A 26,697-nucleotide genomic window follows, 5' to 3' on the forward strand; every position below is an offset into this window, starting at 1 on the left:
TTTAAACTGAGTAAAGCGCAAGGTCCCGTTCCAGATACGACAGGCATAAGACGGACCGGCGTTCTTTTGCCCGGGAAGGATGCACAGTTCAATCCTTCTTCCTAGCTGGCTTGACTTATAGCCAGAGCGCCTGGAGCTTAACATTGTCCCTGTTAAAAAACTTATACTTTATCTTAAAAAAAAGGCTGCACGGAAAGTTCCGTGCAGAACCTTATCATTCTTTACTTTTACTGTTTAATTCCGGTGATTGTTCCTGTTCTTCCTTGAATCTAAGTAAATCTCCATTAATGATCATATCGGAATAATTTAGCTCAGTGGCAGCACGTTCGATAAACGGCTCACATTCAGCCATATCAGTTTCTTCACCAGTTTTACTATCATAACAGACCTCTTGCGCGTAAACATTTTTATCAGTTACAAAACGGCCATCACGGAAAATAGTAAACGGTTCATGATCAGGCGAGAATATGTCTGAACCAAGGTACATATCGTCTTTTGTTTCAAGCCCCATTAAATGTAGGAGAGTAGGCTTCAAGTCGATTTGTCCCGATACTTCATCCATTGTCTTCCCTTTACCGTAGCCAGGAATGTGAATGTACAATGGAACCCTCTGTAATTTCGCATTATCATAAGGGGTAATTTCCTTGTCTAAATACATGCCCATTGCCTTGTTATGATTCTCGGATATACCATAATGGTCTCCGTACATAACAATAATCGAGTTGTCATACAAACCGCTTGCTTTCAAGTCTTCGAAAAGAACTTTTATTGCCTCATCCATATAGCGTACCGTTTGGAAATATTTATTCAACGTATTTGAATTTGATGTATATTCAGGAATAAGTTTATCTTCTTCATCCAAGTCAAATGGATGATGGTTTGTCAATGTAATCAGCCTTGAATAAAAAGGCTGCGGCATTTCTTTCATCAACTCTACCGATTGGTCAATGAACGGGATATCTTTCATGCCCCAGTTGACCGCTTCTCCTTCTCCGACTGTATAACTTTCAAGATCATAAAACTTATCGATACCGAGAGCACCGTACATGATATCGCGGTTCCAGAAACTTCGGTTATTTGCGTGCATTACATTCGTGAAGTAGCCATTTTCACCTAGCTGAGCCGCCATCGATTGGTAAGTGTTTCCACTATGTGTGAAAAATACAGCACTACCATTTCTCGGGTACAGTGAGTTTTCAATGATAAACTCTGAATCCGAAGTCTTTCCTAGACCAGTATTGTGATAAAAATCAGAGAAATAGAATGTATCCGGATCCTTCGTTAATTCATTCAAAAATGGCGTAATGACATGTCCATCCATTTCCTCATTAATGACAAACGACTGCAAGGATTCAAGCGAGATTGCAATAATATTACGACCTTTTGCAACTCCGTACATCTCAGGATCTGGAGCAGCGTAATTCGCATTAATATAGTTACCTACTTCTACTAGTTCACTGCCATCCGCAAGTGCACGTTGAGCATGGGATTTGGATTGAATGACCAAATCGTAAATATGGTAATTATATGTTCCGATATTTTTCACAAGAAGTTCTCTATCAAAACTGCGTGTTAATAGTTGTGGTCTTTCCATTTCGGCTAGACCAAGGTTTACCATTATAACTGCAGCAGTCATAACGAAGTAAAGTTTACGTCCAATTTTATTTGATTGTTCCACCCGATCAGTCTTAGGTATAAATTTGATTGCCAAAAAGATTATGAACACATCTGTGAAAAAGAATATGTCCGTGACCATTAGATTAGCAGTAACTGAAGATGAAAGATCTCCGAAGTTACTCGTTTGGAACAAGACTGGCAAGGTAATAAAATCATTGAAAAATCTATAGAAAACTGCATTACTAAACATAACAATTGAAGTCATCACACTTATTGTCAGTATATAAATGTTGCGTCTTTTCGTACTCTTGATGAATAGTGCAATACCATAAACAAATAAAAGGAAACTAAGAGGATTCAGAAAAAGAATGAATTCCTGCATTATATTATCGATTTTCATATTGAAGCTTGTAAGATAACCGAAATATGTTGTCAACCAAGTCGCCACTATTGCTACTATGAGTACGGAATGTTTTGACCATACTATTTTGTTCACTCCATCTCTTCCTTTCGAAAATAGATTCACATAAAAAACGTTCGAACTAAATCTTACTACATAATAGACGGGGTAGCTGAAGAAAAGTTTCACTAATTACCAAAACAAGTCCAAATGAACGATGATACTGGGTCTATCCTCATAGTTTTGCTATTTCACTACGCAAGATTAGCATCGCTTTCAAATAGTCTTCTTTCATTAGCAGTCCATTGTCATAAAGATCCTTCACTTCTGATTGCACCATATCGATGTCATCTTTTCGATTCCCCGTATAGACATAAATCCCGAAACGCTTCAGCAATTGGAGGACACCCAGATAGTCTTTCATATACAGATAATCTCTTTTTCATCTGTAACTATTTTGCTAACAGGAATATCGTGACTTTCAACAGGTATCCTATGACTCGTTTGAGCTACAAATGCTAACGACAATGTAGCACCATTGTAATCCGACATGTAGCGGTCATAATATCCTCCACCAAAACCAATCCTATATCCTTCGTCAGAAAAGACTAGCCCAGGTACAATTTGCAAATCAATCTCGTTTTTCTCGACCGACAGTGTTTCATCAGTTATCGGCTCAAAAAGGCCCATATAGACCGTTTCCAAACTTTCATATGATGTAATAAGACGAAAATCCATCTTCCGGGTTGCATGGATGCATTTAGGTACAGCAATTCGTTTACCAGCTGCCCAAGCCGCTTCGATAAGCGGGCGTGTGTCCACTTCGGGATAACGAGAAATCGTTACCCCGATTGTATCCGCACTTCGAAATTCATCTGATGCAAGTACCCTGGCTGTAATCTTCAAAGATTTTTTTAGATGTTCAATTCGATTTATATTATTCAATGTAACTAACACTTGATTCCTTAAAATCTCTTTACTCATTTAGTATCCCCCGTTCTGAAATGAAAAAACCAAAACCGGTGAAGGTTTTGGCCTGAGCGATTATTTCGTTTCACGGTGCAAAGTTTGTTTCTTTTCACGTGAGCAATATTTTTTCATTTCAATCCGTTCTGGATTGTTACGTTTGTTTTTCTTAGAAATATAGTTGCGTTCACCGCATTCTGTGCAAGCAAGTGTAACATTTACGCGCATTGTTGGTCCCTCCCACTCATCAAGAATGTAAAGTTTTATATGAGCATAACTTATACGACCTATCAAGTATACCACATCAACAGCAAATGTCCACTAAAAAAACCATAATTTCCACAACAGCTTTCTTATGATAAAATAGTAGCAAAATGATTCACCAGAGGAGTGGTAAAATGGACATCACGATAATACTGATTATTATTGGACTTATATGTATAATAACTTCATTTTTCCTCGGCAATTCTTCATCCAGCTACGCCGATGAATTGGAACAGGTTTCAATTAGTATTCATCAGGAAACGAATGGCTTAAAGAAAAGATTGAAGGCTGTTGAAGAAGAGTTAATGATTGGTGTCGGTCCGCTAACTACAGTCGGCAAAACGCAAACAACTGCAAAACCTGTTCACGTAATCATTGTCAATCAAATTCTATCATTGCATTCCCAAGGTTATTCTATCAGTGATATCGCTGTACGTTCCTCCTTATCAAACGACGATGTAATCGCAGTGTTACAATCGAAAGGCGTGATTACATGATCCGTGAAATTTTACGGGCAGTCGGGATTGGTTGTATTCTTGCCGCGGGAATCCTTTATTTCACCATTGATAGTAAGGTTCCTTCAGACAATGAAACGCAACAATTGCAGGCAAATGTTGAGAAACTCCAAAGTGAACTTGCTAAAACGAAAGAGCTATTAGCTACTGCACAGACTACATCTTCAGTTAAAGAAAATGTTCCAAAAACAGATGCAGAGAAAGCCGTTAGCAAGGAAGATGACGCAGCCAAAAGTAACCCCTCCTCCGATGCGATTATTAAAACCATTTTAACGATTGAAAATGGTTCGAATTCGACAGTTGTCTCAGCAACCCTAGAGGAATTGGGTATTATCGAGAATGCAGCCATCTTCGAGTCATATCTTGAAGAATATAACTTAACAGGCAAAATACAGATTGGTGAACACCAAGTCGATTCTTCAATGAATTTCAAAACAATCGCCAAAGAAATTACGACAGTAAAAAAGTAGGAAAACCAAATGGTTTTCCTACTTTTTAATTGGACTCTACTTTAGGTGCTTGTATGATAGGTTGTTTAGCCGCTGTGGACGTTTCTTCTTTAGCTCTTTTTGCTTTCAATTTAAAATATTCATCCACAGCTTGTTCTGCAATTTGATTGTTTGCATATGTGTAGCCACGCGGAACTGTAGAGATATTAGGAATGACGACTGCATAAGCTATTTCTGGGTTTTCATAAGGCGCAAAACCGACATGTGATAGGTTGATTGTCGGTTTTCCAGAGCTAAATGCCTGCGCCGTCCCCGTTTTCCCGGCTCCATCATATTCTTTTCCAGCAAAGAAATTCGGGGCCGTCCCTTTAGCCCCGTAATACACGTAGTGCATTCCACGCTTCACTTGAGCAATTTCCGCATCAGTATTCTGGATCCTATTTAAGATGTTTACCTCTGTTTCTTGAATAAGGGGACCAAGAATTTTACCGTCTTCAGATGGTTCGCGAATTTCTTTTAACACTTTCGGAGCCACCCGATAACCACCATTTGCAATTGTTGAGACATATTGAGCAAGTTGTAGTGTTGTATAAGTATCGTACTGTCCAATGGATAAATCCAATAAAATACCGATTGAATTACTATCCCCAATCAGCCCGCCTGACTCGCCCGGTAAATCAATGCCGGTTTTTGTTCCAAGTCCGAAAGAAGCGAAAGATTGTCGGAACGTATCGAATGCATTTTTTCTAATAAGCGCCGAGTCTTCAGAGCTATTGTTAGAATTCGCCAAGGCCAATGCAATACGGAACATGTATACGTTCGAAGACCTACCGATTGCTTCAATATCAGTTACAGCAACCCTAGAGTTTTGATTAAACAGCGATCTTTTTGTAATACCACCGATTCTAATTGGTTCATCTATCTTCGTTTCGCCGATACGTACCACATTTTCCTGATACCCTGTAAGAAGCGTCGCCATCTTCACTGTTGATCCAGCCTCGTGAAGTGCAGTGAACGTACCAAATGCATAGTCCCATATTTCGAGCTTGCCTGTTTCTGGATTCGTAACAACCTGCTTGCCTACAAGTGATAGAACTTCACCGTTATTCGGATTCATCATGACTAAGAAAGCCCTGTCCAATTCTCCGGTATTTGGTTTTCTTTTTAATTCCAACAGTTTATCCGAAACTATATTTTCAAGTGTCTCTTGCAGTTCGCTATCAATCGTCAGAATAAGATCCTTGCCAGGTTCGCCTTGTCGGATTGTTTTCGTTTCGACGACACGGCCGCTACGATCTTTAATATTCTTCACAATTGTTTTTTGCCCTTTTAATAAATCTTCATAATATTGCTCAATATAACTTTTTCCAACACGGTCATTTCTTGAATAATCCCGTGCCAGGAAATACTTCTCACGAGATTTAGGAATACCTTCAATGGGACTCGTGGTTGTCCCTAGAATCGTATTGTCTGATTTCCTCACACGCTCCCAATCTGTCGTTGTATCCACGCCCGGTAACTCTCCTAGACGTTCAGATACAGTTGCGAATTCCTCGTCCGTCACATTCCCACTTTTAACGATTTGTGGGGAGTACGCATAGCCCGACATCATTTCTCTGTAAATCGCAAGTACTTCTAGCTCCTCTTCCGTAAAAGAATCAATTTCTTCGTCCGTAATTCGTTCTCGTGTAAGCCTATTAATCTCCTTCTGCAATTCCGTCCGTGAAAGTGTACTATCCTTTTCCAGCGCCTCTTGTTCCTTTATAGAAACCTTTTTCAACGCAGCCTCAGAATTCTTTAAAATCCAAAAATCTCTCTTATCCCCAATGGTAATCCTTTTCGTATCTTGTTCAATCAAGATCGCAAGTTGCTCAGCGACTTTTAGCATATCTGCTGAAGTCGTCGACGTCATTTTAGTATATGTAATGGCGTTTTTCGGATCATTATCAACAAGAACGCGTCCCATGCGGTCAAATATTTTCCCCCTTGGCACGCTTGTATTGATAGGGATTTCTTCCTTTTTTTCCAACTCGCGGGAATATTCTTCCCCTTTAACGATTTGTAAATAACCAAGGCGAAAAATGAGCAATGAAAATAGGACAAAGATTGAAAAGAATAGGAAGTTCATTCGGAATGCGATATGTTTTCGTTGGCGTATTTTAGCCTGATCCGCCTTACGCACCTGTTTTTTCATAATGTCCCCCCTCGTTAATCATTTTGAATTATAACACTCAAAACAACAAAAGCACACATCTTGACGAACAAGATGTGTGCTTGGTTCCTTCTAGATAAAGTTATAGATTTATTTACCGAAACGTTTTGCAACTTCGTCCCAATTAACAACATTCCAAAATGCTGAAATATAGTCAGGGCGACGGTTTTGATAGTTTAGATAGTAAGCATGCTCCCAAACGTCTAGTCCTAGAAGAGGCGTTTTGCCTTCCATGATTGGTGAATCTTGGTTTGGAGTTGACATAATTTCAAGCTCTCCGCCATTCAGTACGAGCCAAGCCCATCCTGATCCAAAACGAGTTGCACCCGCTTTTGCGAATTCTTCTTTAAATGCATCAAAGCTACCAAACTTGTTGTCGATTGCTTCAGCAAGTGCGCCTGATGGATTGCCGCCACCTTCTGCTGATAAAAGTTCCCAGAAAAGTGAATGGTTTGCGTGACCGCCACCGTTGTTACGGACAGCCGTACGTTTGCTTTCAGGTACTGCATCAAGGTTCGCAATAAGTTCTTCGATAGATTTGTTTAGAAGTTCTTCATTTCCTTCAAGAGCGTTATTCAAGTTCGTTACATATGCATTATGGTGTTTAGTGTGATGAATGTTCATCGTTTCTTTGTCGAAGTGTGGTTCAAGTGCATCATAAGCGTAAGGTAGTTCTGGTAATTTGTAAGTCATTTGTCCATTCCTCCTCAAGAGATTCATAAATATGCTACCTTTCAACATTATCAAAATTATGAATAACGTTCAAATAAAATGGACTATTTAGGAACGTTTCATTTGATAAAGAAAATAAAGACTGCAATCATCACAACCATGACAAGTCCTTTTGTCACAACCGAAGTGAGAAATCCAACTAGCGAACCAATGCCTGTCTTTACAGACTGCTTCACTCCGGACCGAGATACGACAAGTTCCGCAATGACCGCACCTAAAAATGGCCCAACTAAAATACCAGCAACCGGAATGACGAAAGGACCGATAAGAAGTCCAATTGTACTTCCCCACATCCCCGCCTTAGAGCCACCGAACTTTTTCACACCGACGAGATTCGATAGTGTGTCTGCACCGAACAGCAAGATAACGAATAATACCTGAATGATCCAAAACCAAATAGTCATCCCTTCAAATGTATCGATGAGTCCATATAGAAGGAAACCTCCTACAATGAAAAGAGCCGTTGGAATGATCGGATATACGAGTCCGGCAAAAGCAATAATAAACATGGCAATTGCAATAATCCAACCTATAACTTCCAAAAAACCATCCCCTTATTCGAACGATTATGCTCTGTTTCCAAGAATTGCTTCGGCTATATTTACGGCATGGTCACCGACCCGCTCTAAGTTAGAAACAATATCGACAAATACCATTCCAGATTGCGCTGTACAACGACCTTCATTAAGCCTCAAAATATGATTTTTTCTAAATTTCCGTTCCATCTTGTCAATGAGAACTTCTTTTTCAGCAACCGTTCTTGCCATTTCCATATCATTTTGATTGAGTGCGTCAACAGCTTTCTGAACGGTTTCAATCGTTAGCGTGAACATTTCCGTCAAATCATTCATCGCATCTTCCGTCAATTTTACGCGGTTAACATCACGATAGTCAATGAGTTCAATGATATTTTCGAAATGATCACCAATGCGTTCAATATCACGAACCGTATCCATAAGCATAAAGTGACGTGCAGATTCAACTGGCGAAATACTAACTGAAGTAATTTCAACAAGATAGTCCGTAATCTTGCGGTCCAAGTTATTAATGGCATCTTCAATTTGATAAGCAGTCTCTGCGTGTTTTTTATTACCCGTTTTCAAGTATTCGAAAGACTCCTGTAAACCACGGACACCGAATTCACCCATACGAATAATTTCTTCTTTCGCTTGTCCGATTGCAACTGCAGGTGATTGTTCTATAAAGTGCCTGTCCAAATGCTTCGGCTTGTATTCTATTAATACATCTTCACCTGGGATCATTTTTGTAACCAACCAAGCCCATGCTCCAATTAGAGGGAATTGGATGATTGTATTGGCAATGTTGAACGAACCGTGTGCAAATGCAATTTGCATTTTATTTTCAAGGGTCAATACCCCTGATATCCACTCGACATACGCAGTGAAGGGTATAAGAAGTAGCATGAATATGACCGTTCCGACAACATTAAATAATACGTGTGCTGCGGCAGCACGCTTTGCCGCTACCGATGCTCCGATTGAAGCAAGCACAGCTGTAATCGTTGTTCCAATATTATCTCCAAATAAAATTGGTAATGCTCCATTGATATCGACGAGATTTTCTGCATAAAGCCCTTGCAAAATACCAACTGTCGCACTGGAGCTTTGAACAATCAAAGTAAATACCGTTCCAACCACGACGCCGAGCATAGGCTGGTCACTCATCGATATCATTAGATCTGTAAACGTTTCTAATTCCCTAAGCGGCTTCATCCCACCACTCATTAATTCAAGTCCTAGAAACAGGCCACCAAATCCAAAAATAACTTCACCTATATTTCTAATTGAACTCTTTTTAATGAAAAAGATTAGGAACGCCCCAAACGCCATAATCGGAAGTGCATAGGCTCCTACATCTAATCCGATGATAAAAGCAGTAACAGTCGTTCCGATATTCGCTCCCATTATGACGCCAATCGCTTGACGAAGCGTCATGAAACCCGCGCTCACAAGTCCTACGGTAATAACAGTCGTCCCAGAACTCGATTGAATCAAGACTGTGACGATAATTCCGACAAGTACACCCATGAACGGATTCGTCGTGAATCGGTCAAGGATTGCGCGGAGCCTATCACCCGCCGCTTTTTGAAGGCCATCTCCCATATACTTTATAGCGAACAAGAAAATTCCGAGTCCACCAAGAAACTGAAACAGCATTTCCTGCCAGTTTACCTCCATTACGCAGTCAACCCCTCATTATGCTTTATGTATTGCATCTCATTATGAGGATAGTCACCCCAAATTGTAAATAGTAGTAGTCGAATCTTTACATTCCCTTTACAATTGATTTACGTAACGTCATCAATCTGTCGAAAATAGTAGCGCGCACAATTGCGTCGTAAAATGATAGACTGTTATTGATGGAGGGGGTTTTATAGTGAAGTTCCACCAACTAGTCAAAGCAGCAATCCATGAACCTAAAAAATTAGCAGCCTTTCGCCTATTACCTATCGGCAAAGTGTTTCGCTATGTTTTCATTTTCGTTGCGTTGTTCACATTGCTATCATTCACCCGTTATATAGCAGGAGATGCAGTCTTATTCGAATCATCGCCAGAACTGCTCGAACACGGAGAAACAATCGGTGGACTCATTTATCCAATTGCATTTCTTCTGCAGCTCGTTATCAGTACGACTTATATCTTCATCCGAATCAGTATTTTTGGTTACGTGGGAATCCTGTTGTTAAAACTGATGAAAAGACGAGGAGAATACCGTCATATGTGGAGAACTTCCGCTATCGCGATTACCATCCCTGTTCTTCTGACCATCGGATTTGATTTCTTTCCGGCAATGAAAAACGTTAGTACAGGTATTACATCCCTTGTCCACTTCGCTTATATTGCGGTGGCTGCTAAGTACTATCCCAAAATACCTCGATGAATACTTCCTCTTTTCGTGCATATAGTGGCGAAAGGGGGAATTTCCATGAGAATACTACTACTCGCAGCCTTATTATTCGTAACCGTTCATTTCATCCGACTCGATTTAATGGAAGGCACAATCCCGCTTGCTTCTTTTGTTCAAGAACAGCCTGCATGTGAAGAAGAACAAGTCAAGACGATACCTGTCACAACAGTTGATGGAGATACGATTGAATCACTATTCTCATTGTATCCCGATCCCGAATCTAGCTTCATTGATAGATTGGCTTCCTTCTATTCATTGAACCCACATCTTCAAAATCAACAGATTATTGTAGGCGAGAAAATCGTACTCCCACTTACCGTTATGCAAACGGAAAAATGCATAGAGTCTAATCGATAAGGGTTGTCCCTTGTCTTTTTGCTATGAAGATTGCTAAAATAGTTATAGTTATGAGGCTAATGCCGACTAAGGAGCGAAATAAATGAATGCTATGATAAACAGAAAAAACACACGTCCTGTACGAGTTGGTAACCTGACAATCGGCGGAAGTGATGAGCTTTTCATCCAAAGTATGACAACGACCAAGACACATGACGTCGAAGCAACAGTCGCAGAAATCATGCGTTTAGAAGATGCCGGATGCCAAATTGTCCGTGTTGCGTGTCCAGATGAGCGCGCGGCATATGCTATCGGTGAAATCAAAAAACGTATCAACATTCCTCTTGTCGTCGATATCCATTTCGACTATAAATTAGCGTTGATCGCTATTGAACAAGGGGCAGACAAAATTCGGATTAACCCTGGTAATATCGGAAGACAGGCAAAAGTCGAAGCTGTCGTCAATGCAGCTAAAGCAAAAGGTATTCCGATTCGAATTGGTGTCAACGCCGGTTCACTTGAGAAAAAAATTCTTGAAAAATATGGCTATCCAACTGCCGACGGAATGGTAGAGAGTGCTCTGCATCATATTAAAATATTGGAAGACCTTGATTTCCACGATATCATCGTGTCGTTAAAAGCTTCCGATGTAAATTTAGCGGTCGAAGCGTATCAAAAAGCTGCGGCAGCATTCGATTATCCCTTACACCTCGGCATTACAGAGTCTGGGACGTTGTTTTCGGGGTCTATTAAGAGCTCTGCGGGTCTCGGCACCCTTCTATCAGCAGGCATCGGCAACACGATGCGTGTATCACTGAGTGCCGATCCTGTCCAAGAGGTTAAAGTGGCAAGGGAGTTGCTAAAAATATTCGGTCTTTCCTCAAACGCCGCGACACTTATTTCATGCCCTACATGCGGACGAATTGAAATTGACCTTATTACGATCGCAAATGAAATTGAAGAATATATTTCGCATATTAAAGCTCCACTTAAAGTGGCAGTGCTTGGCTGTGCAGTCAACGGTCCCGGCGAAGCGCGTGAAGCGGATATTGGAATCGCGGGTGCACGTGGCGAAGGCCTTCTCTTCATGAAAGGAAAAACAGTCCGCAAAGTACCGGAAGCAACGATGGTTGAAGAGTTAAAAATCGAAATCGACAAGCTTGCGGAAGAGTATTTCGAAAAGAAAAGACAGGAAGAACTCCTCCTGCAAGGTGAGACAGCGGAATGAGAAACCTCCGCTTCGGCATCGACATTGATGGTACAGTGACATGCCCCACTTCTCTCTTGCCGCATATCAATGAACAGTTCGGATGTAATCTTGTCCTTGATGATATTAAAGAATATGACTTAACAAAAGCATTTACAGTAGATGAAAAAGCATTCTACGAGTGGTATAAAGGTGCGGAGGCACATATTTACAAAACGTCTCCCGCACAACAATATGCCAAAGACATTTTAACTAGCTTTCAAGCGCAGTTTGAACTGTATTACATTTCTGCCCGTGGCCATCATGTCTATGACTCCACGCTGGACTGGTTCAAACAACAGGAAATCCCGTACGATCATATCGAACTTGTCGGAAGTCATTATAAAATTGAGACCGCGAAAAAGTTCGGTGTTCATGCATTTTTTGAAGACAAGCATGACAACGCGGTTGAAATCCATGAAGAACTCGACATTCCTGTCATACTATTTGACACACCGTATAACAGGATGCCGATTCCTGAAGGCGTCATCCGAGTCTACGATTGGCAAGAAGCGAATAGTTGGATCAAGAAGTTATTTCCTATAGAAGAACCTTCATTTAATTAAAAAAACGGTGTGAAACTCTCATGATAGAGTTTCACACCGTTTTTTCGACTTAGAATTATGTTTAGCTTCAGCGCCCTAGACCCTCGAGTCGCTTCAAGCCTTGTAGAGACGCCACTACGTACCTGCAAGGCTGCTGGGTACGTAGTGGGGAGGGATTGAACTTCATCCCTCCTTGTCGCGACAGGACGTCACGGTTTTAAGACCGCTTCCTCTTAAGTGGCGCACTTATGCTGCGTTCCTTTTAGGCGCCTTCCGCTTTTCATTGTGTCTAGCTTCAGGCGCCAGCCGCTCTGGTCATAAGCAATCCAGCTATGTGGCAAAGATCGCCACGTCGCTGGATCGACTTATGCCTGTCGCATCTGGAAGGCGCCTTCCGCTTTTCATTGTTCCACACATAGCGGACATTTTCCGTAGATTTCGAATTTATGTCCTTCCACTTCATAGTCGGGTAAATTAACAGTAATCATTTCCATAGGGCAATGCGGGATGCTGCGCGTCTTACCACATGCAGTACAGATGAAATGATGATGGTGGATGCCTGGATCACATTGCATACGGAAATTTCGTTCCCCATTCAAATCGGTTTCTTCCAGAATACCGAGTTCAGAAAACGTCGTCAAGTTTCGATAAATTGTATCGAAACTTATTCCAGGGTTATCCTTCGCCATGAAATTCTTCACTTCAAGAGCCGTTAAATAGCGGTCTTTATGCGAAAAGAACTGTAAAATTGTATCTCTATTTTTCGTCCGTTTAAATTGATTTTCCTGAAGAATCCGCCATGCCTCATCGAGTGTCATACCAACTCCCCCTTCACTGTACGGGCATTACGTCCGCCTTGTATTTTCTTCAAAGCGAGTACCACTAACAAAATAACTATCGATGTGACGACAATCGTTCCCCCCGGAGCAATATCAAGATAATAGGCAGAAACAAGACCAATGATAACCGCTAACTCACCGAAAATAATGGAGTAGATCATCGCGCTCTTAAAACTTTTCGCAAGTTGGATAGCTGCCGCTACCGGAATCGTCATAAGTGATGATACAAGTAAAATACCGACAATCCGCATAGAAGCCCCAATAACAAGCGCTACAATGATCATGAACACCATCTGGATATAGCGTGAATTAATACCAGAAACCTTGGCATACTCCCCATCGAATGATAAGGCAAATAGTTCTTTATAAAGAAATCGGATATAAGTGATGACAATGATTGCAATGATGATAACAACGAAAAGATCCTGCCTGCTAACCGCTGACACTGAACCGAATAAATAGCCAATCAAATCAGAGCCATAGCCTTTCGATAATGAGATGAAAATAGCGCCAAGGCCAATACCTGCCGACAAAATAACCGGAATTGCAAGTTCTTCATAATGACGGTATGCCTCCCGCAACTTCTCAATCAGTAGTGACCCACCTACTGCAGATGCGATCCCAAGGTAAACTGGGTTCAGCGCAGCAAAGAAGAGCACTTGCTGGCTTAAATAAAGGCTTCCAGCGATTCCCGCAAGTGCAACATGACTGAGCGCATCCGCAATCAGGGAAAGACGTCTGACGACGATAAACAAGCCAAGTAAAGGAGCGATGACACCGATGATTAAACCGGAAAGAAATGCATTTTGCAAAAACTCATACGATAAAATATCATTAATCATCGTTCCACCTCATCCGTGTGCTGATGGACGCGGCGAACTGGGTGTCCATACCATCTAGAAACGTCATCATCTTCCATCTTTTTATAATCGGATTGTTTACCGTGAAAATGAATTGTTCGGTTCAAACAAGCCACATGGGTTGCGAGATCAGTAACAAGGTCAATTTCATGTGTCACAAGTAAAATCGCAATTCCGTGCTCACGATTTAATGTATTGAGCATAGAATAAAACGACGCGACATTTTGCTGATCAATACCAACTGTCGGTTCATCCATAATAAGAAGATCTGGTTTTCCTGCAAGCGCTCTTGCAATGAACACACGCTGCTGCTGGCCACCGGAGAGCTCGCCCATATTCCGTTGTGCGAAAGTGTCCATACCGACTATGCTAAGCGCTTCTAATGTTCGCTGCTCATCTTTTTTTGAAAAGCTTTTGAACATTCCTACTTTCCGAGTTAATCCGCTCCGCACAACTTCAAGAACGGTTGCTGGGAAACCAGAGTTAAAAGAATTGGATTTCTGTGAAACATAGCCAATCCGTTCCCGGTGCTTAAATGATTCTATTTCCGAACCGAAAAGCTTTACTGTTCCACTCGTTGGTTGTAAGAGACCGAGAATAATATTGATGAGTGTTGATTTACCAGAACCATTTGGCCCTATCAACGCCCAAAATTCACCCTCTCCTACCTCAAGAGAAATATGATCAAGGGCGATTGACTGTTCATAATTGAAACTGACATTGTCCAATTGAATAAGATTATTTGTCATTTTACTATCCTTTCTTTGAAACAGGAATCATTCCGATTCACTCGTCAAATTATAAACCATGACACGACCGGATACAACCATTTAAGAAAGAAGGGATTATTAGTGGATTATGCTCAACTACTGAATGAAGTCAAAATGAGAAGTGATGATGAAGTGAAAATCATTGCAAAGCAATATGGAATTGATTTTTCTAAGACAGAAATAAGGGCACTTCGACCATTGCTTGATGAAATTTCTTTCCATTGGCTTTTCACCGGTGTTCCTGAAACGTTTATCAATAAAATCCGTGGAGCTATTGGTGATAGAAAGACTGAAATCCTATTCAAGAAGTATTTAGACTCCACCAAGTGATAAATTTATTTAAAAGAAGAAAACCCGCCTGCGTATATATACTTTGCAGGCGGGTTTTCTATTTAAATTCTTAGCAGATCAATCTTATCTGGTTGAAACGATTTCGCCTTAAACATTTCTATCTCAAATTTATAAGGTGCCGATTTTTTCTTTGGATCCAGACCCACAAATGGTGTTTCAAGAATTTTAGGAATCGATTGGAATCCTTCATGATGGACAATATAAGAAAGTGGTTCAAAGCCGATATGGCCGAAACCTATATTTTCATGTCGGTCCTTCATTGCACCGCGCTCGTTCTTACTATCATTAACATGAATAACAGATATTCTGTCCATGCCCACAATTTTATCGAACTCGTTTAGCACTCCTTCAAAATCACCAACGATATCATAGCCCGCATCATGAACGTGACAAGTATCAAAACAAACCGATAAACGCTCGTTATGTGTGACTCCATCGATAATCGCGGCAATTTCATCAAAGTTACGACCGCATTCAGTCCCTTTCCCCGCCATCGTTTCGAGAGCTATGCGGACGGGATAGTCCTGGGAAAGCACTTCATTTAGTCCTTCGATAATTTTCGCGATCCCTAGGTCAACACCAGCACCAACATGCGCGCCTGGATGAAGAACAATCTGGTCAACGCCAAGTGCAGCTGTGCGCTCGATTTCACTTTGAAGGAAGTCGACACCAAGTCTGAATGTCTCGGGCTTTAACGTATTAGCAATATTGATAATATACGGAGCATGGACGACGATATTTGACTGACCATTTTCCTCCATACTAAGATGGCCCGCTGCAATATTCAGTTCCTCAATCGGCTTCCTCCGTGTGTTCTGGGGTGCACCGGTATAAATCATGAATGTAGTTGCTCCGTAACTTGCAGCTTCCACGCTTGAGCCTAACAACATTTTGCTTCCGCTCATCGAAACATGGGAGCCAAGCAATAGTGGCTTATCATTTGTCATTTTTTACGTTTCAGTCTCCTTTCTCTCTTTTTGAAGCTCTCTACTTGCTGAGCCATTTTCTTTTTATAGCCTGGTTTCACTTTCGACGGCTTTGGTACGAATGAGATTGCTTTACGGTCAATATCATCTACTTCTTTTACTCGATTTCGTCTTGAATGACGCTCTTTTACTTCAACCCACTCACCATTTTTTACTTCTTCATGAACAAATGGAATACCCATCTTTTCAATTCTGACTACTTTATCGTCTTCAGAAGGTTCATACAGTGTAATTGCCGTTCCCTTAAGCCCAGCACGTGCAGTACGTCCCACGCGGTGAATGAAAAATTCAAGGTCATCAGGAAGTTCGAAGTTAATAACGTGACTGACACCAGGAATATCAATTCCGCGTGCCGCAAGGTCTGTCGCTACTATATATTGGAATTCTAGATCCCGGATTTGCTTCATCATTCGTGTCCGTTCACGCGGTGTTAAATCGCCGTGAATTCTTCCGACTTTAATGCCGCTTTCTGCAAGGTAAGTTGCGAGTCCTTCAGCGTTTTGTCTTGTATTCATAAAGATGATTGCCAAATAAGGATTGATCCCTTCCATTACTTGCAGTAACTTTTTCTTTTTACTCATACTGCGAACAGGTACTAGGGAGTAGTGCATCCCTTCCGTCAATGGTTTGCGTTCACCAATTTTCACATGAACAGGTGATTCCATGTATTTAGTTAGGAACGGTTTTAGCTTTTCCGGAATCGTTGCAGAAAATACGTACATTTCAAGTTTAGCAGGCATTTTTGCTGCGAACTTATCGATATCTTCAATAAAGCCCATGTCGAATGCAAGGTCCGCTTCATCTATAACCAAGATTTTTGCTGTATGAATTACAAGTGCCCCATTTTCGGACATATCATTAATTCGTCCTGGCGTTCCAACGATAATATGCGGATTCGATTTTAATTTCCCGATAGACCGCTGCTTGTCCGTACCACCTATGAGCAGCGAACTGCGCAACTCCGTTCCTTCTGTCATCTTCGCAAGTTCATTGTACAGTTGCGTCGCCAACTCTCTTGTCGGGGCCGTGATAACTGCTTGCAGTTCATCGACAGTTGCATCTGTCCGTTGTAATATCGGTATAAGGAAACTGTGGGATTTCCCCGTTCCTGTATGTGCTTGTCCGATTGCATTTGTACCCTTCAGAATAAGCGGTATGATTTCCTTTTGGATCGGTGTCGGATTTTCAAAGCCGAGCCTCCCGATTGCTTCCCGTAAAAACGGTTTAAATTGATAGTCTGTAAATTTAGACATTCGTAACCCTCCTAATGTACACCTATTATAACACGATTTCGTTCCGCCGTATGCGATTTTCGCATAGTATACTATGTGAAAGTCCATTCTGATTTATTGAAAGGAGATAATTATGAGATATGAATCCTTTTATCCATTCGCGCGACAACAACCGCCACCGGCTCCAATGGGACAAATGAACTTCGGACCACCTCCTCAAATGGGGCAATTGCAGGCACCTATACAACCATTCATGAATGGTCCACAGAACGATCCATTTGGTGGCCCTATGGGGGGTCCACAGAACAATCCATTAGGTGCTCAAATGAATGGCCCGCAGAACAATCCATTAGGTGGTGGCCCTATGGGTGGTCCAGGAGAGCAACCAATTCCATCAAAAATGGAATCGTATATGCAAACGGCAAACCAATTCTTAAACACAGCCCAGCAATTCGCTCCTGTGGTCCAACAATTCGCGCCAATGGTTCAAAACTTGCCCGCAATGTGGAGATTGTACAAAGGCTTTCAATCACTTCCGGTAGCCGGTGCCGCTAGTTTACCTACAAGTGGAGCAGTTGCCGCACGGTCAGTTGCTAATGTCACTTCCGGACTGTCAGCCCCCCGTATTTTTCAGCCGCCCATCCGATAATTTTGAATCCGCCGTCCAACTCCGTTATAATGGATGGTAGATCCTATTAGAGGAGTGAAACGACATGAAAGTATTAAAGATTACCCCTAGAGGTTATTGCTATGGGGTTGTCGATGCAATGATCATCGCAAGAAATGCGGCACTCGACAAAACATTGCCGAGACCCATTTATATATTGGGAATGATTGTCCATAACAAACATGTTACAGATGCGTTTGAAGAAGATGGCATCATCACGATTGATGGTGAAAATCGTCTAGAAATTCTTGAAAAAGTTGAGACGGGTACAGTGATTTTCACAGCACATGGTGTTTCTCCTGAAGTGCGGGAGCTTGCGAAAAGAAAAGGCCTTGTATCGATTGATGCAACTTGTCCTGATGTAACTGTCACCCATGACTTAATTGGGGAAAAAACTGCAGAAGGCTACGACATCATTTACATCGGAAAAAAATATCATCCAGAACCAGAAGGAGCAATCGGTGTGGCACCTCACGCGGTCCATTTGATAGAAACGATTAAGGATGTCGAAAATCTTACTGTACAGAACCCTAAATTGCTTGTCACAAACCAAACAACAATGAGCCAATGGGATGTTGTTCACATTATGGACGCACTTAAACTGAAATATCCACATATCGAAGTTCATAAGGAAATTTGTCTTGCTACTCAAGTAAGGCAGGAGGCCGTCGCACAGCATGCCGGGGAATCAGACCTTCTTATCGTCGTAGGAGATCCGAAGAGCAACAACTCGAATCGCCTGACACAAGTCTCTGTCGAAATTGCCAACACTCCATCATACCGAATCTCGGATCTTTCGGAACTCGATGTGAAGTGGTTGGAAGGTGTTGAAACTGTCTCTGTCACTGCGGGTGCTTCGACACCAACTTTGATTGTTCGTGAAGTAATTGCTTTCCTTGAGAAGTTCGATCCTGAAGATACTTCTACACATCTTCCAGAACGGAAATTCCTAGTAGAAAAAATTCTACCTAAAATTAAAAACCCTACACCTGTGATACGAATTGAACCGTACACAACAACTTAAGATAAGCTTCTGGCGCTTAGAGCTAGACACTATTCCGTGTTGAAAAACATATTTTCATCTTTAAAATGAACCAGCCTCTTTTACAGAGGCTGGTTTTTTTCGTCAAACATTATCAAATGAAAGTAAACGGTTCTGTGACAATTTCCGATTCGATAAACAAGACATTATAGCTAGCCTGCGCGCAAGCTGCCTGCATATAGTCCGCAACACCTTGAATCATTACTTTCTCAATATTGTGCCCCGGGTCGATGACAGCAATACCCATCGCTTCTGCGTCATGTGCAACATGGTAATACAAATCCCCGGTTACCAGAACATCCGCTCCGCTTCGTTTAGCAGCTCCTATATATTTATTCCCATCTCCGCCCAAGACAGCAACTTTTCGAATCTGCTTGTTTGGATCACCCACAAATCGAAGTGCCGGGACATCAAAAGCTTTTTTTACAAGTTCCGCAAATTGTCCAAGCGTTGTCTTTTCCAAAAGTTTCCCAACACGACCAAGACCATAGTCAGTTGACTGTTGATCAAGAACGACTAAATCATACGCAGGTTCTTCGTATGGATGGACTTCTAACATCGCTTTTAGTACCTTACTGCGAATAGGTCCAGGGACAACCACTTCGATTCTTTCCTCTTCAACTGCCTCACTTTTACCCATTTCACCAATAAACGGCTCAGCCCCCTCGACAGGTGTGAAACGCCCAATACCTGATGCGCTAAAACTGCATCCGACATAATCGCCAATTGCACCAGCACCCGCTTTTTCCAGCGTTTGTCTAATGTCATCCGCATGTGTTGCGGGGCTGAAGACAACCAGTTTATAAAGTGACTCAGAATGCGTCGACTCAACTATTTTAGTGTCAACCAAACCAAGTTTTTCAGCGAGCATATCATTCACTCCGCCCGGTGCAACGTCAAGATTTGTATGTGCCGCATAGACAGCTATATCATTTTTAATGCACTTTTCGATCATGCTACCTTGCGGCGTGTCTGTTAATAGGCTTTTCAACGGCCTGAAGATTGGTGGATGGTGCGCGATAATAAGGTTGGCACCTTTTCGAATCGCCTCATCAATCACTTCTTCATTGACATCCAATGTAACAAGCACATTTTCTACAGTTCGATTCAATTGCCCGATATGAAGACCGACTGGATCTCCATCCATTGCAAATCGTTTTGGGGACCACTTTTCAAAAAGCGCAATAATTTCATGACCATTCACTTTTTTCACGTTGTCAACACCTTCCTAACTAACGCAATATGACGTGCCAACTGTACTTTTTTCGTTTTTATTGCCTCTGTTTCAATTGTTTTTTCGAGGGAATCAAGTACGCGATTCCATTCCGACAATTCACTTTCCCACTTTTCAATGAATACGTCGGTTTTTGAAGTCAATAACAAAGGTCCTGCCATTAATTCTAGTTCCTCATAGACCGCTTGCCCTTTTTCCATCACGATAATTTCATATATTTTGCCGTCTTCTTTCAAAATGTGTTCTTTTATTATTTTCCAACCGTTAGAAACGGCCCATTCTCGGATTGCTCTAGAATATATATTCGGTTGTGCGATGATTCGCTTCACTTGAGAAAGACGGTCTTTTCCGCTCTCCAAAATTGTAGCGATGAGCGGTCCACCCATCCCCGCGATTGTCACCGTATCGACAGCATCATTTTCTTCAATAGCGAATAAACCATCTGCCAATCGCACGGTAATCGCATCGGAAAAACCTTCACGTCTCACATTTTTAACCGCAGACTCAAATGGCCCTTTGGCTACTTCACCTGCGACTGCCCTCTTCACTTTCTTTGTATGAATGAGGAAACATGGCAAATAAGCATGGTCGCTGCCGATATCTGCAACGACTGCACCCTCGTCAACGAAAGAAGCAACCGCCTTCAATCTGTTAGATAATCGTTCGGAATTCAATTGATCGCCGCCTTTCAATACTTTTATTGTATTGGATTTTGTCGTATTTTGCACTTTATCCTATTTGTTGAAATTAAGAATCCTATTGAATTCGCAGCGGGGCTAAGAGTAACCTTCGCTTTGTTTATGTAAGTATTCAATTGTTCAACATAAAAAACAGAAAAAGCCATCAGTTTACAGAAATGCTCTGCTAACTGACAGCTCTTCCTAATTAAGGATTATTTAAGTGATAAAATATAATCTGCCATAGCGTCAAGCTCGGCATCATCCGAAACGAGTCCTGCTGGCATTCCGCCATCAGTACCGTCTTTTATGATGTTTTTAATTTCATCCTTAGACAGTTTAGTTCCAACCAGTCCTGGTCCCATTCCGCCTGTAAGGTCTCCACCGTGACAGCCGATACATTTCCCTTGAGCAACTGCTTCAGCATCAAATTCCGCAGAACTTGGAGCTTCTTCAGTTACCCCCTCTTCGCCTTGTTCAGCGATTTCACTTTTCTGTTCAAGTCCATAAAGGGACATGAAGAAAATAAGACCGATTCCAAGCGCAAAAATAAGAATATAAGGAATTATTGGATTTTTTCCCATTGAATTACCCTCCTTTATCAGGATCTATTCTGTAATGAATACAGTACACAACTATTATTGTACTGTATTCAATAGAAAACTGAAAGGGTTAACGATGATCTTTTCGGTGTTTGTGACAATTTCGACAAATATTTTATTATTATCTAGCAACAGGCACCAAATGCGCGGGTCTAAGCGGGTGCAAGACGCTTTTATTGTTAACAGCCAATTAGTCTGGCAATGACCATTCTTTGGACTTCCGAAGTTCCTTCTCCAATTTCAAGAAGCTTGGCATCCCTCATATAGCGTTCGACTTCATATTCTTTCATATAGCCATAACCGCCATGAATCTGGATTGCTTCACTCGCTACTTCCATAGCAATTTCCGATGCATATAGTTTACACATGGAAGCTTCTTTCGAGAATGGACGCCCTTGATCTTTCAGCCATGCTGCTTTATGGACCATATTGCGTGCAAGCTCAATTTTCATCGCCATATCTGCCAGCTTAAATTGTGTTATTTGGAATTCAGAAAGAGTTTTGCCGAATTGCTTACGTTCTTTAGAGTAGCGGAGTGCCCGGTCAAATGCCGCCTGAGCGATTCCTACTGCCATAGCACCGATCCCAATACGTCCACCGTCTAACGTTACGAGGAATTGTCGGAAACCGTTACCTTGAGTCCCTAACAGGTTCTCTTTTGGTACTCGGACGTTGTCAAGCACAAGTTCTGTCGTATTAGAAGCATTTAGCCCCATTTTTTCATAGTTATCAATAACCGTGAAGCCTTCTGCATCAGTCGGAACGATTATTGCACTAATTTCTTTCTTTCCGTCTTCATTCCCAGTGATAGCAGTAATTGCAAGGTGCTTGGCATAGCTCGCATTCGTGATAAACACTTTAGAACCGGTGATGACATAATCGTCCCCGTCTTCTTTTGCTGTCGTTTGCGTCCCCCCCGCATCCGAGCCCGCATTCGATTCTGTCAATCCAAATGCGCCTAATGATTCCCCTGTACAAATTGGCGTCAAATACCTCTGTTTCTGTTCTTCAGTGCCAAATAGGTTGAGCGGTGCCCCTCCCAAAGAAATATGCGCCGAATATGTAATTCCTGTTGATGCACATGCCCGGCTCAGTTCTTCCGTAACAATTGCGAAACTTACTGTGTCGGCTCCTCCGCCCCCATATTCCTCAGAAAACGGTAAACCCATCATTCCCATTTCGGAGAGCTGTTTAAACACCTGTACTGGAAATTCTTTTGTCCGGTCGCGGTCGATTGCACCTGGTGCAACAACTTCATCTGCGAATTCCCGAATCATTTTTTTAATCATCTGTTGTTCTTCTGTCAAATCGAAATTCAACATCTTCATCCCCTTTGTTGTGAACGCTTACAATTTCAATTATAACGAATTGTCTACCGTTTTCACAACTATTACTGAAAGAATAGGAGAATTCAGAACGAAACAAGTAAAAATACGATGATTAATAGTAGCCCAGCTGCACCAGAGATTGTGAAATACTGTAATTTTAGCATACGTCCTGCAAATAGCCAGAGCGCACAGTTCAACATAAGTAATCCGATTAGTAACATCGTATGCCCATCGAAAAAGACAACCCATAGCTTCAGTGACATTAATAACAACATTAAGGATGCCAGTATGTATAAAATAGGTGCTATTCCCATTTGAATCATTGATTTACGCATCGTCAACAGGAGAAACGAGAACAAAACAACAGCCGTCAAGGTAAGTGTCCACCCTGGGTATTGGGTAAATACGAACATGCCTCCACTAACGATTATCGCTAGTATGGTCATCAAAACAATTTTCCGTTCCAATTTCTTTTTTTCCTTGACAAGAATGGCTTCGGTGGCTTTCACTTCCTTCTCATCCTGCCCTTGAGCATAGAGAGTAATTAGAAAATCACAGTAATGTTCCGGCAACAACTTATTCTGCTTCCAATATTTTATTTCCGAAATAATCATTCGTTTTCGCTGTGGATTCATAGTATAAATCGCTCCTTGAAAAGTGTAGGTAAATCGGAGAGCGCCAATCAGCTGCCCTGTTGCTTAACAGTGAAAAAAGCATCGGCACAAATTATGCCGATGCCCTTTTTTATTCAAGAAAGTCTTTTAGTCGTTTACTTCTAGATGGGTGACGCAGTTTGCGTAATGCTTTTGCCTCGATTTGACGAATTCGTTCACGGGTTACGCCAAACACTTTACCGACTTCTTCAAGTGTTCTTGTACGACCATCATCAAGACCAAAACGCAGACGAAGCACGTTTTCTTCCCTGTCTGTCAACGTATCGAGTACGTCTTCCAGTTGTTCTTTCAATAACTCATATGCTGCATGATCAGACGGTGACTGAGCCTCTGAGTCTTCTATGAAGTCACCGAGGTGAGAATCATCTTCTTCCCCAATTGGCGTTTCAAGTGATACAGGTTCTTGTGCAATTTTTAGGATTTCACGTACTTTTTCAGCAGTTAAATCCATTTCTTCTCCAATTTCCTCTGGAGATGGTTCACGACCAAGATCCTGTAGTAATTGACGCTGAACACGAATCAACTTATTGATGGTTTCAACCATATGAACTGGAATCCGGATTGTACGGGCTTGGTCCGCGATTGCACGGGTGATTGCCTGACGTATCCACCACGTTGCGTACGTACTGAACTTGAAGCCTTTCGTATGGTCGAATTTCTCGACTGCTTTAATGAGCCCCATGTTTCCTTCTTGAATTAAATCAAGGAACAGCATGCCACGTCCGACATACCGCTTTGCAATACTTACGACTAGACGCAAGTTGGCTTCTGCAAGCCTCTTTTTCGCCTCTTCATCGCCATCCAGGATGCGAATTGCAAGTTCAACTTCCTCCGCACCTGTCAGTAAATCAACACGCCCAATTTCTTTCAAGTACATTCTTACAGGATCGTTGATTTTAACACCTGGTGGGACACTGAGGTCATTCAAATCGAACTTTTCTTCTGCCACTACTTTCCCCTCATCGCCGGCTTCTTCATCGGCTTTGCGGTCCATTTCAATTCCTTGTACTTCAATCAAATCAAGGAATTCTTCGAACTGTTCAGGTTCCATTTCAAACACAGATAACTTCTCAGTTACCTCATCGAGCGTAAGTTCACCTGTTTTCTTTCCGGCCTCCAACAGGTTTGCCTTCACTTCTTCAACAGTCATTTCAATTTCCATATCTTCTGTTTGCTCTTTTTTGCTCATCTTACCCGTTCCTCCTAAGTACACCGGAAAACGACTACAATGTCGTCAATGATTTCCGGAGCTGTATAATTTCCCTGGCCAGCTCCAGCGCCCGGGTATGATCATTTATTTTTTCTGCTTCTTTCGATTCATGGATCTTTGCATGGATTGTCAAACTAATTTTATATTTTTCAAGGTGACTGATACAATCAGCTATTTCTTCCGCAGCGTGTTCAGGATCTCTTTCCACCATTGCAGATTCTAATACAATTTTTCTAAGTTCTCGGTCTTCCAACGATTCCGCAAACCTGTGGAAATCAGGTATTCCGTGTTGTTCATAAAACCCAGCGAGCCGAATGAAGATAGCAACATAATCTTCTCGAACGAACAGGTTTTGCTTGTCCAATCGTATTCGATCAAACAATTCCCCATCACTTAACAGGTGAAAGAGCAACAATCGCTCTGCACGCTCAGTACCGGTCTTCTTTCTGATTGGAACAGTAGGTTGAGGACGCATAGTTTCCCCATGCTTTGGTTCTGTTTTTGCTTTCTTCGCTTGATGTCCCGCCATTTTTATAAACTGCTGATTAATGGCTTCGATTGATACACCAGTCACGGTTGAAAGCTGCCGGAAATAAAGATCCCGCTCTACTGGCGATGAACGCTTCGCTAATTCTTCCAATACTTCATGGATATATTGCAACACATCGTTTTCATAAGATAGGTTCTTTGATCGCTTTGCATATGCCATTATGAATGACATGAATGAATGGGGATTACCGATGACCTTTTCGCGAAATGCATCACCGCCATGCTCTGTGATGTAGTCGTCGGGGTCCATCTTTCCAGGCAACAACGCGATTTTAACATCCAACCCTTTTTGGGTGGCCATGTCTGCGAATCGTTTTGCCGCTTCCCATCCAGCATCATCTCCGTCACAGCAAATGATAAGATCTTTAGCAATTCTTTTTAATTTCAGCAGATGTGTATCTGATAAAGATGTGCCCATTACGGCAACACTATTCGTCACACCAGCACGATCAGCCGATATCGTGTCCATAAATCCTTCAAACAGTATTACTTTACCCGTTTTCCGGACGTTAAGACGTGCATTGTGAAAATTGTACAGAATATGACTCTTTTCGAATATTGGGGTTTCGGGACTATTTAGGTATTTGGCTTCCTGTTTTGAACCGGTAAGTATACGTCCAGAAAATGCTACAACGTTACCATTGTCGTCATGAAGCGGGAACATGATACGTGCTCGAAATCTGTCAAAATAGCCAGTCCCATCGTCTTTCATGATGCAAAGCCCAGCACGTTCCATATCCCTCATATCGAAACTCTTACGCTTTAGTAGACCCGACAGCGCTTCATTATCATTTAGCGACCACCCGATTCCATATTTTTCGATACTCTCTCTCGTAAACCCTCTTTTTTCAAGATATTCTAGTGCTTCTTCACCTTCTACAGTGTTTAGGAGTAGATGACTATAAAAGTTTGCAGCAAGAGCATGCGCTTCAATCATAGATTTAAATTCATTATGCTGCTTTGCTCCGGATCCTTCACCCACTGTAGCATCGATTTCAATACCAGTTCGTTCAGCGAGCTTTACAACGGCTTCGGTGAAAGGGCTATTTTCAATATCCATAATGAAGGTAATCGCATTTCCACTAGCGCCACATCCGAAACAATGGAAGAGTTGTTTATCTTCTGTAACTGAGAAAGAAGGTGAACTTTCATCGTGAAACGGGCAAAGCCCGAACCAGTTCTTTCCTCTTTTTGTAAGTTGCACATATTCTCCAATTAAATCTACAATATCAGTCTTTGATCGGACGGCTTCTATAGTCTCTTCTGGTATTCTCGTCATCCTATCACCAACCACTCTATCAAGATTAAATTCGAGATAGTATTCAAAAACCCTTCATTTTCGACAAAATATTTTCGATTATGCTCGGAATCTTTCATACTACACTAATAGTAAAGCTTTATCTCTATATGAACCTCATATTTCAAAAAAAAATTCTTCATCCGCAAAAGAAGAACCAACCCGTATT

The 26,697-nt window shown here is 41.6% G+C and carries 29 protein-coding genes; 9 read left to right on the forward strand and 20 right to left on the reverse strand.

The window, feature by feature from the left end; translation table 11 throughout:
- Positions 1–214 precede the first annotated feature (214 nt).
- The 4 genes from H7992_RS14605 to rpmG all read right to left on the reverse strand — a co-directional run bounded on the left by H7992_RS14605 (position 215) and on the right by rpmG (position 3,211).
- A complete protein-coding gene (locus H7992_RS14605; RefSeq protein ID WP_255428445.1) occupies positions 215–2,113 on the reverse strand; it encodes an LTA synthase family protein in 1,899 nt (632 codons plus the stop codon).
- Between the two features lie 139 nt (positions 2,114–2,252).
- A complete protein-coding gene (locus tag H7992_RS14610) occupies positions 2,253–2,441 on the reverse strand; it encodes a YqgQ family protein (RefSeq protein ID WP_067210189.1) in 189 nt (62 codons plus the stop codon).
- Positions 2,438–3,001: a 5-formyltetrahydrofolate cyclo-ligase gene (locus tag H7992_RS14615; RefSeq protein ID WP_187045097.1), complete on the reverse strand. Its 564-nt coding sequence runs from the start codon at positions 2,999–3,001 to the stop codon at positions 2,438–2,440. Before H7992_RS14615 ends, H7992_RS14610 begins: the two co-directional genes overlap by 4 nt.
- Before the next feature lie 60 nt (positions 3,002–3,061).
- The gene (rpmG, locus tag H7992_RS14620) at positions 3,062–3,211 is read right to left on the reverse strand and encodes a 50S ribosomal protein L33 (protein ID WP_067210194.1); all 150 of its coding nucleotides are present in this window, start codon (positions 3,209–3,211) and stop codon (positions 3,062–3,064) included.
- A 170-nt stretch (positions 3,212–3,381) separates the two neighbouring features.
- Between rpmG and H7992_RS14625 the strand changes: the two genes are divergently transcribed.
- Together H7992_RS14625 and H7992_RS14630 are read left to right on the forward strand one after the other, a co-directional pair.
- Positions 3,382–3,744, forward strand: a complete 363-nt coding sequence (locus tag H7992_RS14625) for a hypothetical protein (RefSeq protein WP_187045098.1) — start codon at positions 3,382–3,384, stop codon at positions 3,742–3,744.
- Positions 3,741–4,232, forward strand: a complete 492-nt coding sequence (locus tag H7992_RS14630) for a hypothetical protein (protein WP_067210199.1) — start codon at positions 3,741–3,743, stop codon at positions 4,230–4,232. Before H7992_RS14625 ends, H7992_RS14630 begins: the two co-directional genes overlap by 4 nt.
- 25 nt (positions 4,233–4,257) lie before the next feature.
- On the opposite strand, the gene H7992_RS14635 is transcribed toward H7992_RS14630, so the two are convergent.
- The 4 genes from H7992_RS14635 to H7992_RS14650 form a co-directional block, all read right to left on the reverse strand.
- Positions 4,258–6,405: a peptidoglycan D,D-transpeptidase FtsI family protein gene (locus H7992_RS14635; protein ID WP_067210201.1), complete on the reverse strand. Its 2,148-nt coding sequence runs from the start codon at positions 6,403–6,405 to the stop codon at positions 4,258–4,260.
- Between the two features lie 108 nt (positions 6,406–6,513).
- Positions 6,514–7,116, reverse strand: coding sequence for a superoxide dismutase (locus H7992_RS14640; RefSeq protein ID WP_067210203.1), 603 nt, complete (start codon positions 7,114–7,116; stop codon positions 6,514–6,516).
- 98 nt (positions 7,117–7,214) lie between these two features.
- Positions 7,215–7,697 carry a DUF456 domain-containing protein gene (locus tag H7992_RS14645; RefSeq protein ID WP_067210206.1) on the reverse strand — a complete coding sequence of 161 codons (483 nt, stop codon included), beginning with the start codon at positions 7,695–7,697 and terminating at the stop codon, positions 7,215–7,217.
- 24 nt (positions 7,698–7,721) lie between these two features.
- Positions 7,722–9,353 (reverse strand): Na/Pi cotransporter family protein, encoded by a 1,632-nt coding sequence (locus tag H7992_RS14650; protein ID WP_067210208.1) that lies wholly within the window; start codon positions 9,351–9,353, stop codon positions 7,722–7,724.
- A gap of 199 nt (positions 9,354–9,552) precedes the next feature.
- Here H7992_RS14650 and H7992_RS14655 point away from each other — a divergent pair, with 199 nt between their 5' ends.
- The 4 genes from H7992_RS14655 to H7992_RS14670 all read left to right on the forward strand — a co-directional run bounded on the left by H7992_RS14655 (position 9,553) and on the right by H7992_RS14670 (position 12,231).
- The gene (locus H7992_RS14655; protein ID WP_067210210.1) at positions 9,553–10,056 is read left to right on the forward strand and encodes a DUF1189 family protein; all 504 of its coding nucleotides are present in this window, start codon (positions 9,553–9,555) and stop codon (positions 10,054–10,056) included.
- A 45-nt stretch (positions 10,057–10,101) separates the two neighbouring features.
- Positions 10,102–10,440, forward strand: a complete 339-nt coding sequence (locus H7992_RS14660; protein ID WP_187045099.1) for a hypothetical protein — start codon at positions 10,102–10,104, stop codon at positions 10,438–10,440.
- Between the two features lie 82 nt (positions 10,441–10,522).
- Positions 10,523–11,647, forward strand: a complete 1,125-nt coding sequence (gene ispG / locus H7992_RS14665) for a flavodoxin-dependent (E)-4-hydroxy-3-methylbut-2-enyl-diphosphate synthase (RefSeq protein ID WP_067210215.1) — start codon at positions 10,523–10,525, stop codon at positions 11,645–11,647.
- Positions 11,644–12,231, forward strand: a complete 588-nt coding sequence (locus tag H7992_RS14670) for a 5' nucleotidase, NT5C type (protein WP_067210218.1) — start codon at positions 11,644–11,646, stop codon at positions 12,229–12,231. The genes ispG and H7992_RS14670 overlap by 4 nt, the downstream gene beginning before the upstream one ends.
- A 380-nt stretch (positions 12,232–12,611) precedes the next feature.
- On the opposite strand, the gene H7992_RS14675 is transcribed toward H7992_RS14670, so the two are convergent.
- The 3 genes from H7992_RS14675 to H7992_RS14685 are packed head-to-tail and all read right to left on the reverse strand — an operon-like array spanning position 12,612 to position 14,658.
- Positions 12,612–13,028, reverse strand: coding sequence for a Fur family transcriptional regulator (locus tag H7992_RS14675; RefSeq protein ID WP_067210219.1), 417 nt, complete (start codon positions 13,026–13,028; stop codon positions 12,612–12,614).
- Positions 13,025–13,891, reverse strand: coding sequence for a metal ABC transporter permease (locus H7992_RS14680; protein ID WP_187045100.1), 867 nt, complete (start codon positions 13,889–13,891; stop codon positions 13,025–13,027). The genes H7992_RS14675 and H7992_RS14680 overlap by 4 nt, the downstream gene beginning before the upstream one ends.
- A complete protein-coding gene (locus H7992_RS14685) occupies positions 13,888–14,658 on the reverse strand; it encodes a metal ABC transporter ATP-binding protein (RefSeq protein ID WP_187045101.1) in 771 nt (256 codons plus the stop codon). The genes H7992_RS14680 and H7992_RS14685 overlap by 4 nt, the downstream gene beginning before the upstream one ends.
- A 102-nt stretch (positions 14,659–14,760) precedes the next feature.
- Between H7992_RS14685 and H7992_RS14690 the strand changes: the two genes are divergently transcribed.
- Positions 14,761–15,009 carry a hypothetical protein gene (locus H7992_RS14690; RefSeq protein ID WP_067210225.1) on the forward strand — a complete coding sequence of 83 codons (249 nt, stop codon included), beginning with the start codon at positions 14,761–14,763 and terminating at the stop codon, positions 15,007–15,009.
- Between the two features lie 62 nt (positions 15,010–15,071).
- On the opposite strand, the gene H7992_RS14695 is transcribed toward H7992_RS14690, so the two are convergent.
- Together H7992_RS14695 and H7992_RS14700 are read right to left on the reverse strand one after the other, a co-directional pair.
- A complete protein-coding gene (locus tag H7992_RS14695) occupies positions 15,072–15,977 on the reverse strand; it encodes a deoxyribonuclease IV (protein ID WP_067210228.1) in 906 nt (301 codons plus the stop codon).
- On the reverse strand, positions 15,974–17,269 hold the full coding sequence (locus H7992_RS14700; protein WP_187045102.1) for a DEAD/DEAH box helicase: 1,296 nt from the start codon (positions 17,267–17,269) through the stop codon (positions 15,974–15,976). Before H7992_RS14700 ends, H7992_RS14695 begins: the two co-directional genes overlap by 4 nt.
- Positions 17,270–17,381: 112 nt before the next feature.
- On the opposite strand from H7992_RS14700, the gene vrrA reads away from it, so the two are divergent.
- Entirely contained in the window at positions 17,382–17,897 is a 516-nt protein-coding gene (vrrA, locus tag H7992_RS14705; RefSeq protein ID WP_067210233.1) for a VrrA/YqfQ family protein, read from the forward strand.
- 64 nt (positions 17,898–17,961) lie between these two features.
- Positions 17,962–18,939, forward strand: coding sequence for a 4-hydroxy-3-methylbut-2-enyl diphosphate reductase (locus H7992_RS14710; protein ID WP_067210236.1), 978 nt, complete (start codon positions 17,962–17,964; stop codon positions 18,937–18,939).
- A 112-nt stretch (positions 18,940–19,051) separates the two neighbouring features.
- Here H7992_RS14710 and H7992_RS14715 read toward each other — a convergent pair whose 3' ends face one another.
- The 7 genes from H7992_RS14715 to dnaG all read right to left on the reverse strand — a co-directional run bounded on the left by H7992_RS14715 (position 19,052) and on the right by dnaG (position 26,510).
- Positions 19,052–20,170: a Nif3-like dinuclear metal center hexameric protein gene (locus H7992_RS14715; protein ID WP_187045103.1), complete on the reverse strand. Its 1,119-nt coding sequence runs from the start codon at positions 20,168–20,170 to the stop codon at positions 19,052–19,054.
- Positions 20,167–20,865 carry a tRNA (adenine(22)-N(1))-methyltransferase gene (locus H7992_RS14720; RefSeq protein ID WP_187045104.1) on the reverse strand — a complete coding sequence of 233 codons (699 nt, stop codon included), beginning with the start codon at positions 20,863–20,865 and terminating at the stop codon, positions 20,167–20,169. Before H7992_RS14720 ends, H7992_RS14715 begins: the two co-directional genes overlap by 4 nt.
- Positions 20,866–21,083: 218 nt before the next feature.
- Positions 21,084–21,452, reverse strand: coding sequence for a cytochrome c550 (cccA, locus tag H7992_RS14725; RefSeq protein ID WP_067210244.1), 369 nt, complete (start codon positions 21,450–21,452; stop codon positions 21,084–21,086).
- 197 nt (positions 21,453–21,649) lie between these two features.
- Positions 21,650–22,789, reverse strand: coding sequence for an acyl-CoA dehydrogenase family protein (locus H7992_RS14730; RefSeq protein ID WP_067213966.1), 1,140 nt, complete (start codon positions 22,787–22,789; stop codon positions 21,650–21,652).
- A gap of 92 nt (positions 22,790–22,881) precedes the next feature.
- Positions 22,882–23,433, reverse strand: a complete 552-nt coding sequence (locus H7992_RS14735; protein WP_187045105.1) for a hypothetical protein — start codon at positions 23,431–23,433, stop codon at positions 22,882–22,884.
- Between the two features lie 109 nt (positions 23,434–23,542).
- Positions 23,543–24,661: an RNA polymerase sigma factor RpoD gene (gene rpoD, locus H7992_RS14740; protein WP_067210248.1), complete on the reverse strand. Its 1,119-nt coding sequence runs from the start codon at positions 24,659–24,661 to the stop codon at positions 23,543–23,545.
- Positions 24,662–24,695: 34 nt separating this feature from the next.
- Positions 24,696–26,510: a DNA primase gene (gene dnaG / locus H7992_RS14745; protein ID WP_067210250.1), complete on the reverse strand. Its 1,815-nt coding sequence runs from the start codon at positions 26,508–26,510 to the stop codon at positions 24,696–24,698.
- Between the last annotated feature and the right edge of the window lie 187 nt (positions 26,511–26,697).

Origin of the sequence: Sporosarcina sp. resist, from assembly GCF_014302295.1 — a bacterium.
GTDB classification, from domain to species: Bacteria; Bacillota; Bacilli; order Bacillales_A; family Planococcaceae; genus Sporosarcina; species Sporosarcina psychrophila.

Excerpts from the sequence above, each read along its gene's own strand:
- H7992_RS14610 (WP_067210189.1), bottom strand. The coding sequence starts at position 2,441 with ATGAAAGACTATCTGGGTGTCCTCCAATTGCTGAAGCGTTTCGGGATT.
- H7992_RS14615 (WP_187045097.1), bottom strand. The coding sequence starts at position 3,001 with ATGAGTAAAGAGATTTTAAGGAATCAAGTGTTAGTTACATTGAATAAT.
- rpmG (WP_067210194.1), bottom strand. The coding sequence starts at position 3,211 with ATGCGCGTAAATGTTACACTTGCTTGCACAGAATGCGGTGAACGCAAC.
- H7992_RS14625 (WP_187045098.1), top strand. The coding sequence starts at position 3,382 with ATGGACATCACGATAATACTGATTATTATTGGACTTATATGTATAATA.
- H7992_RS14630 (WP_067210199.1), top strand. The coding sequence starts at position 3,741 with ATGATCCGTGAAATTTTACGGGCAGTCGGGATTGGTTGTATTCTTGCC.
- H7992_RS14635 (WP_067210201.1), bottom strand. The coding sequence starts at position 6,405 with ATGAAAAAACAGGTGCGTAAGGCGGATCAGGCTAAAATACGCCAACGA.
- H7992_RS14640 (WP_067210203.1), bottom strand. The coding sequence starts at position 7,116 with ATGACTTACAAATTACCAGAACTACCTTACGCTTATGATGCACTTGAA.
- H7992_RS14650 (WP_067210208.1), bottom strand. The coding sequence starts at position 9,353 with ATGGAGGTAAACTGGCAGGAAATGCTGTTTCAGTTTCTTGGTGGACTC.
- H7992_RS14660 (WP_187045099.1), top strand. The coding sequence starts at position 10,102 with ATGAGAATACTACTACTCGCAGCCTTATTATTCGTAACCGTTCATTTC.
- ispG (WP_067210215.1), top strand. The coding sequence starts at position 10,523 with ATGAATGCTATGATAAACAGAAAAAACACACGTCCTGTACGAGTTGGT.
- H7992_RS14670 (WP_067210218.1), top strand. The coding sequence starts at position 11,644 with ATGAGAAACCTCCGCTTCGGCATCGACATTGATGGTACAGTGACATGC.
- H7992_RS14675 (WP_067210219.1), bottom strand. The coding sequence starts at position 13,028 with ATGACACTCGATGAGGCATGGCGGATTCTTCAGGAAAATCAATTTAAA.
- H7992_RS14680 (WP_187045100.1), bottom strand. The coding sequence starts at position 13,891 with ATGATTAATGATATTTTATCGTATGAGTTTTTGCAAAATGCATTTCTT.
- H7992_RS14685 (WP_187045101.1), bottom strand. The coding sequence starts at position 14,658 with ATGACAAATAATCTTATTCAATTGGACAATGTCAGTTTCAATTATGAA.
- H7992_RS14695 (WP_067210228.1), bottom strand. The coding sequence starts at position 15,977 with ATGACAAATGATAAGCCACTATTGCTTGGCTCCCATGTTTCGATGAGC.
- H7992_RS14700 (WP_187045102.1), bottom strand. The coding sequence starts at position 17,269 with ATGTCTAAATTTACAGACTATCAATTTAAACCGTTTTTACGGGAAGCA.
- vrrA (WP_067210233.1), top strand. The coding sequence starts at position 17,382 with ATGAGATATGAATCCTTTTATCCATTCGCGCGACAACAACCGCCACCG.
- H7992_RS14710 (WP_067210236.1), top strand. The coding sequence starts at position 17,962 with ATGAAAGTATTAAAGATTACCCCTAGAGGTTATTGCTATGGGGTTGTC.
- cccA (WP_067210244.1), bottom strand. The coding sequence starts at position 21,452 with ATGGGAAAAAATCCAATAATTCCTTATATTCTTATTTTTGCGCTTGGA.
- H7992_RS14735 (WP_187045105.1), bottom strand. The coding sequence starts at position 23,433 with ATGAATCCACAGCGAAAACGAATGATTATTTCGGAAATAAAATATTGG.
- rpoD (WP_067210248.1), bottom strand. The coding sequence starts at position 24,661 with ATGAGCAAAAAAGAGCAAACAGAAGATATGGAAATTGAAATGACTGTT.
- dnaG (WP_067210250.1), bottom strand. The coding sequence starts at position 26,510 with ATGACGAGAATACCAGAAGAGACTATAGAAGCCGTCCGATCAAAGACT.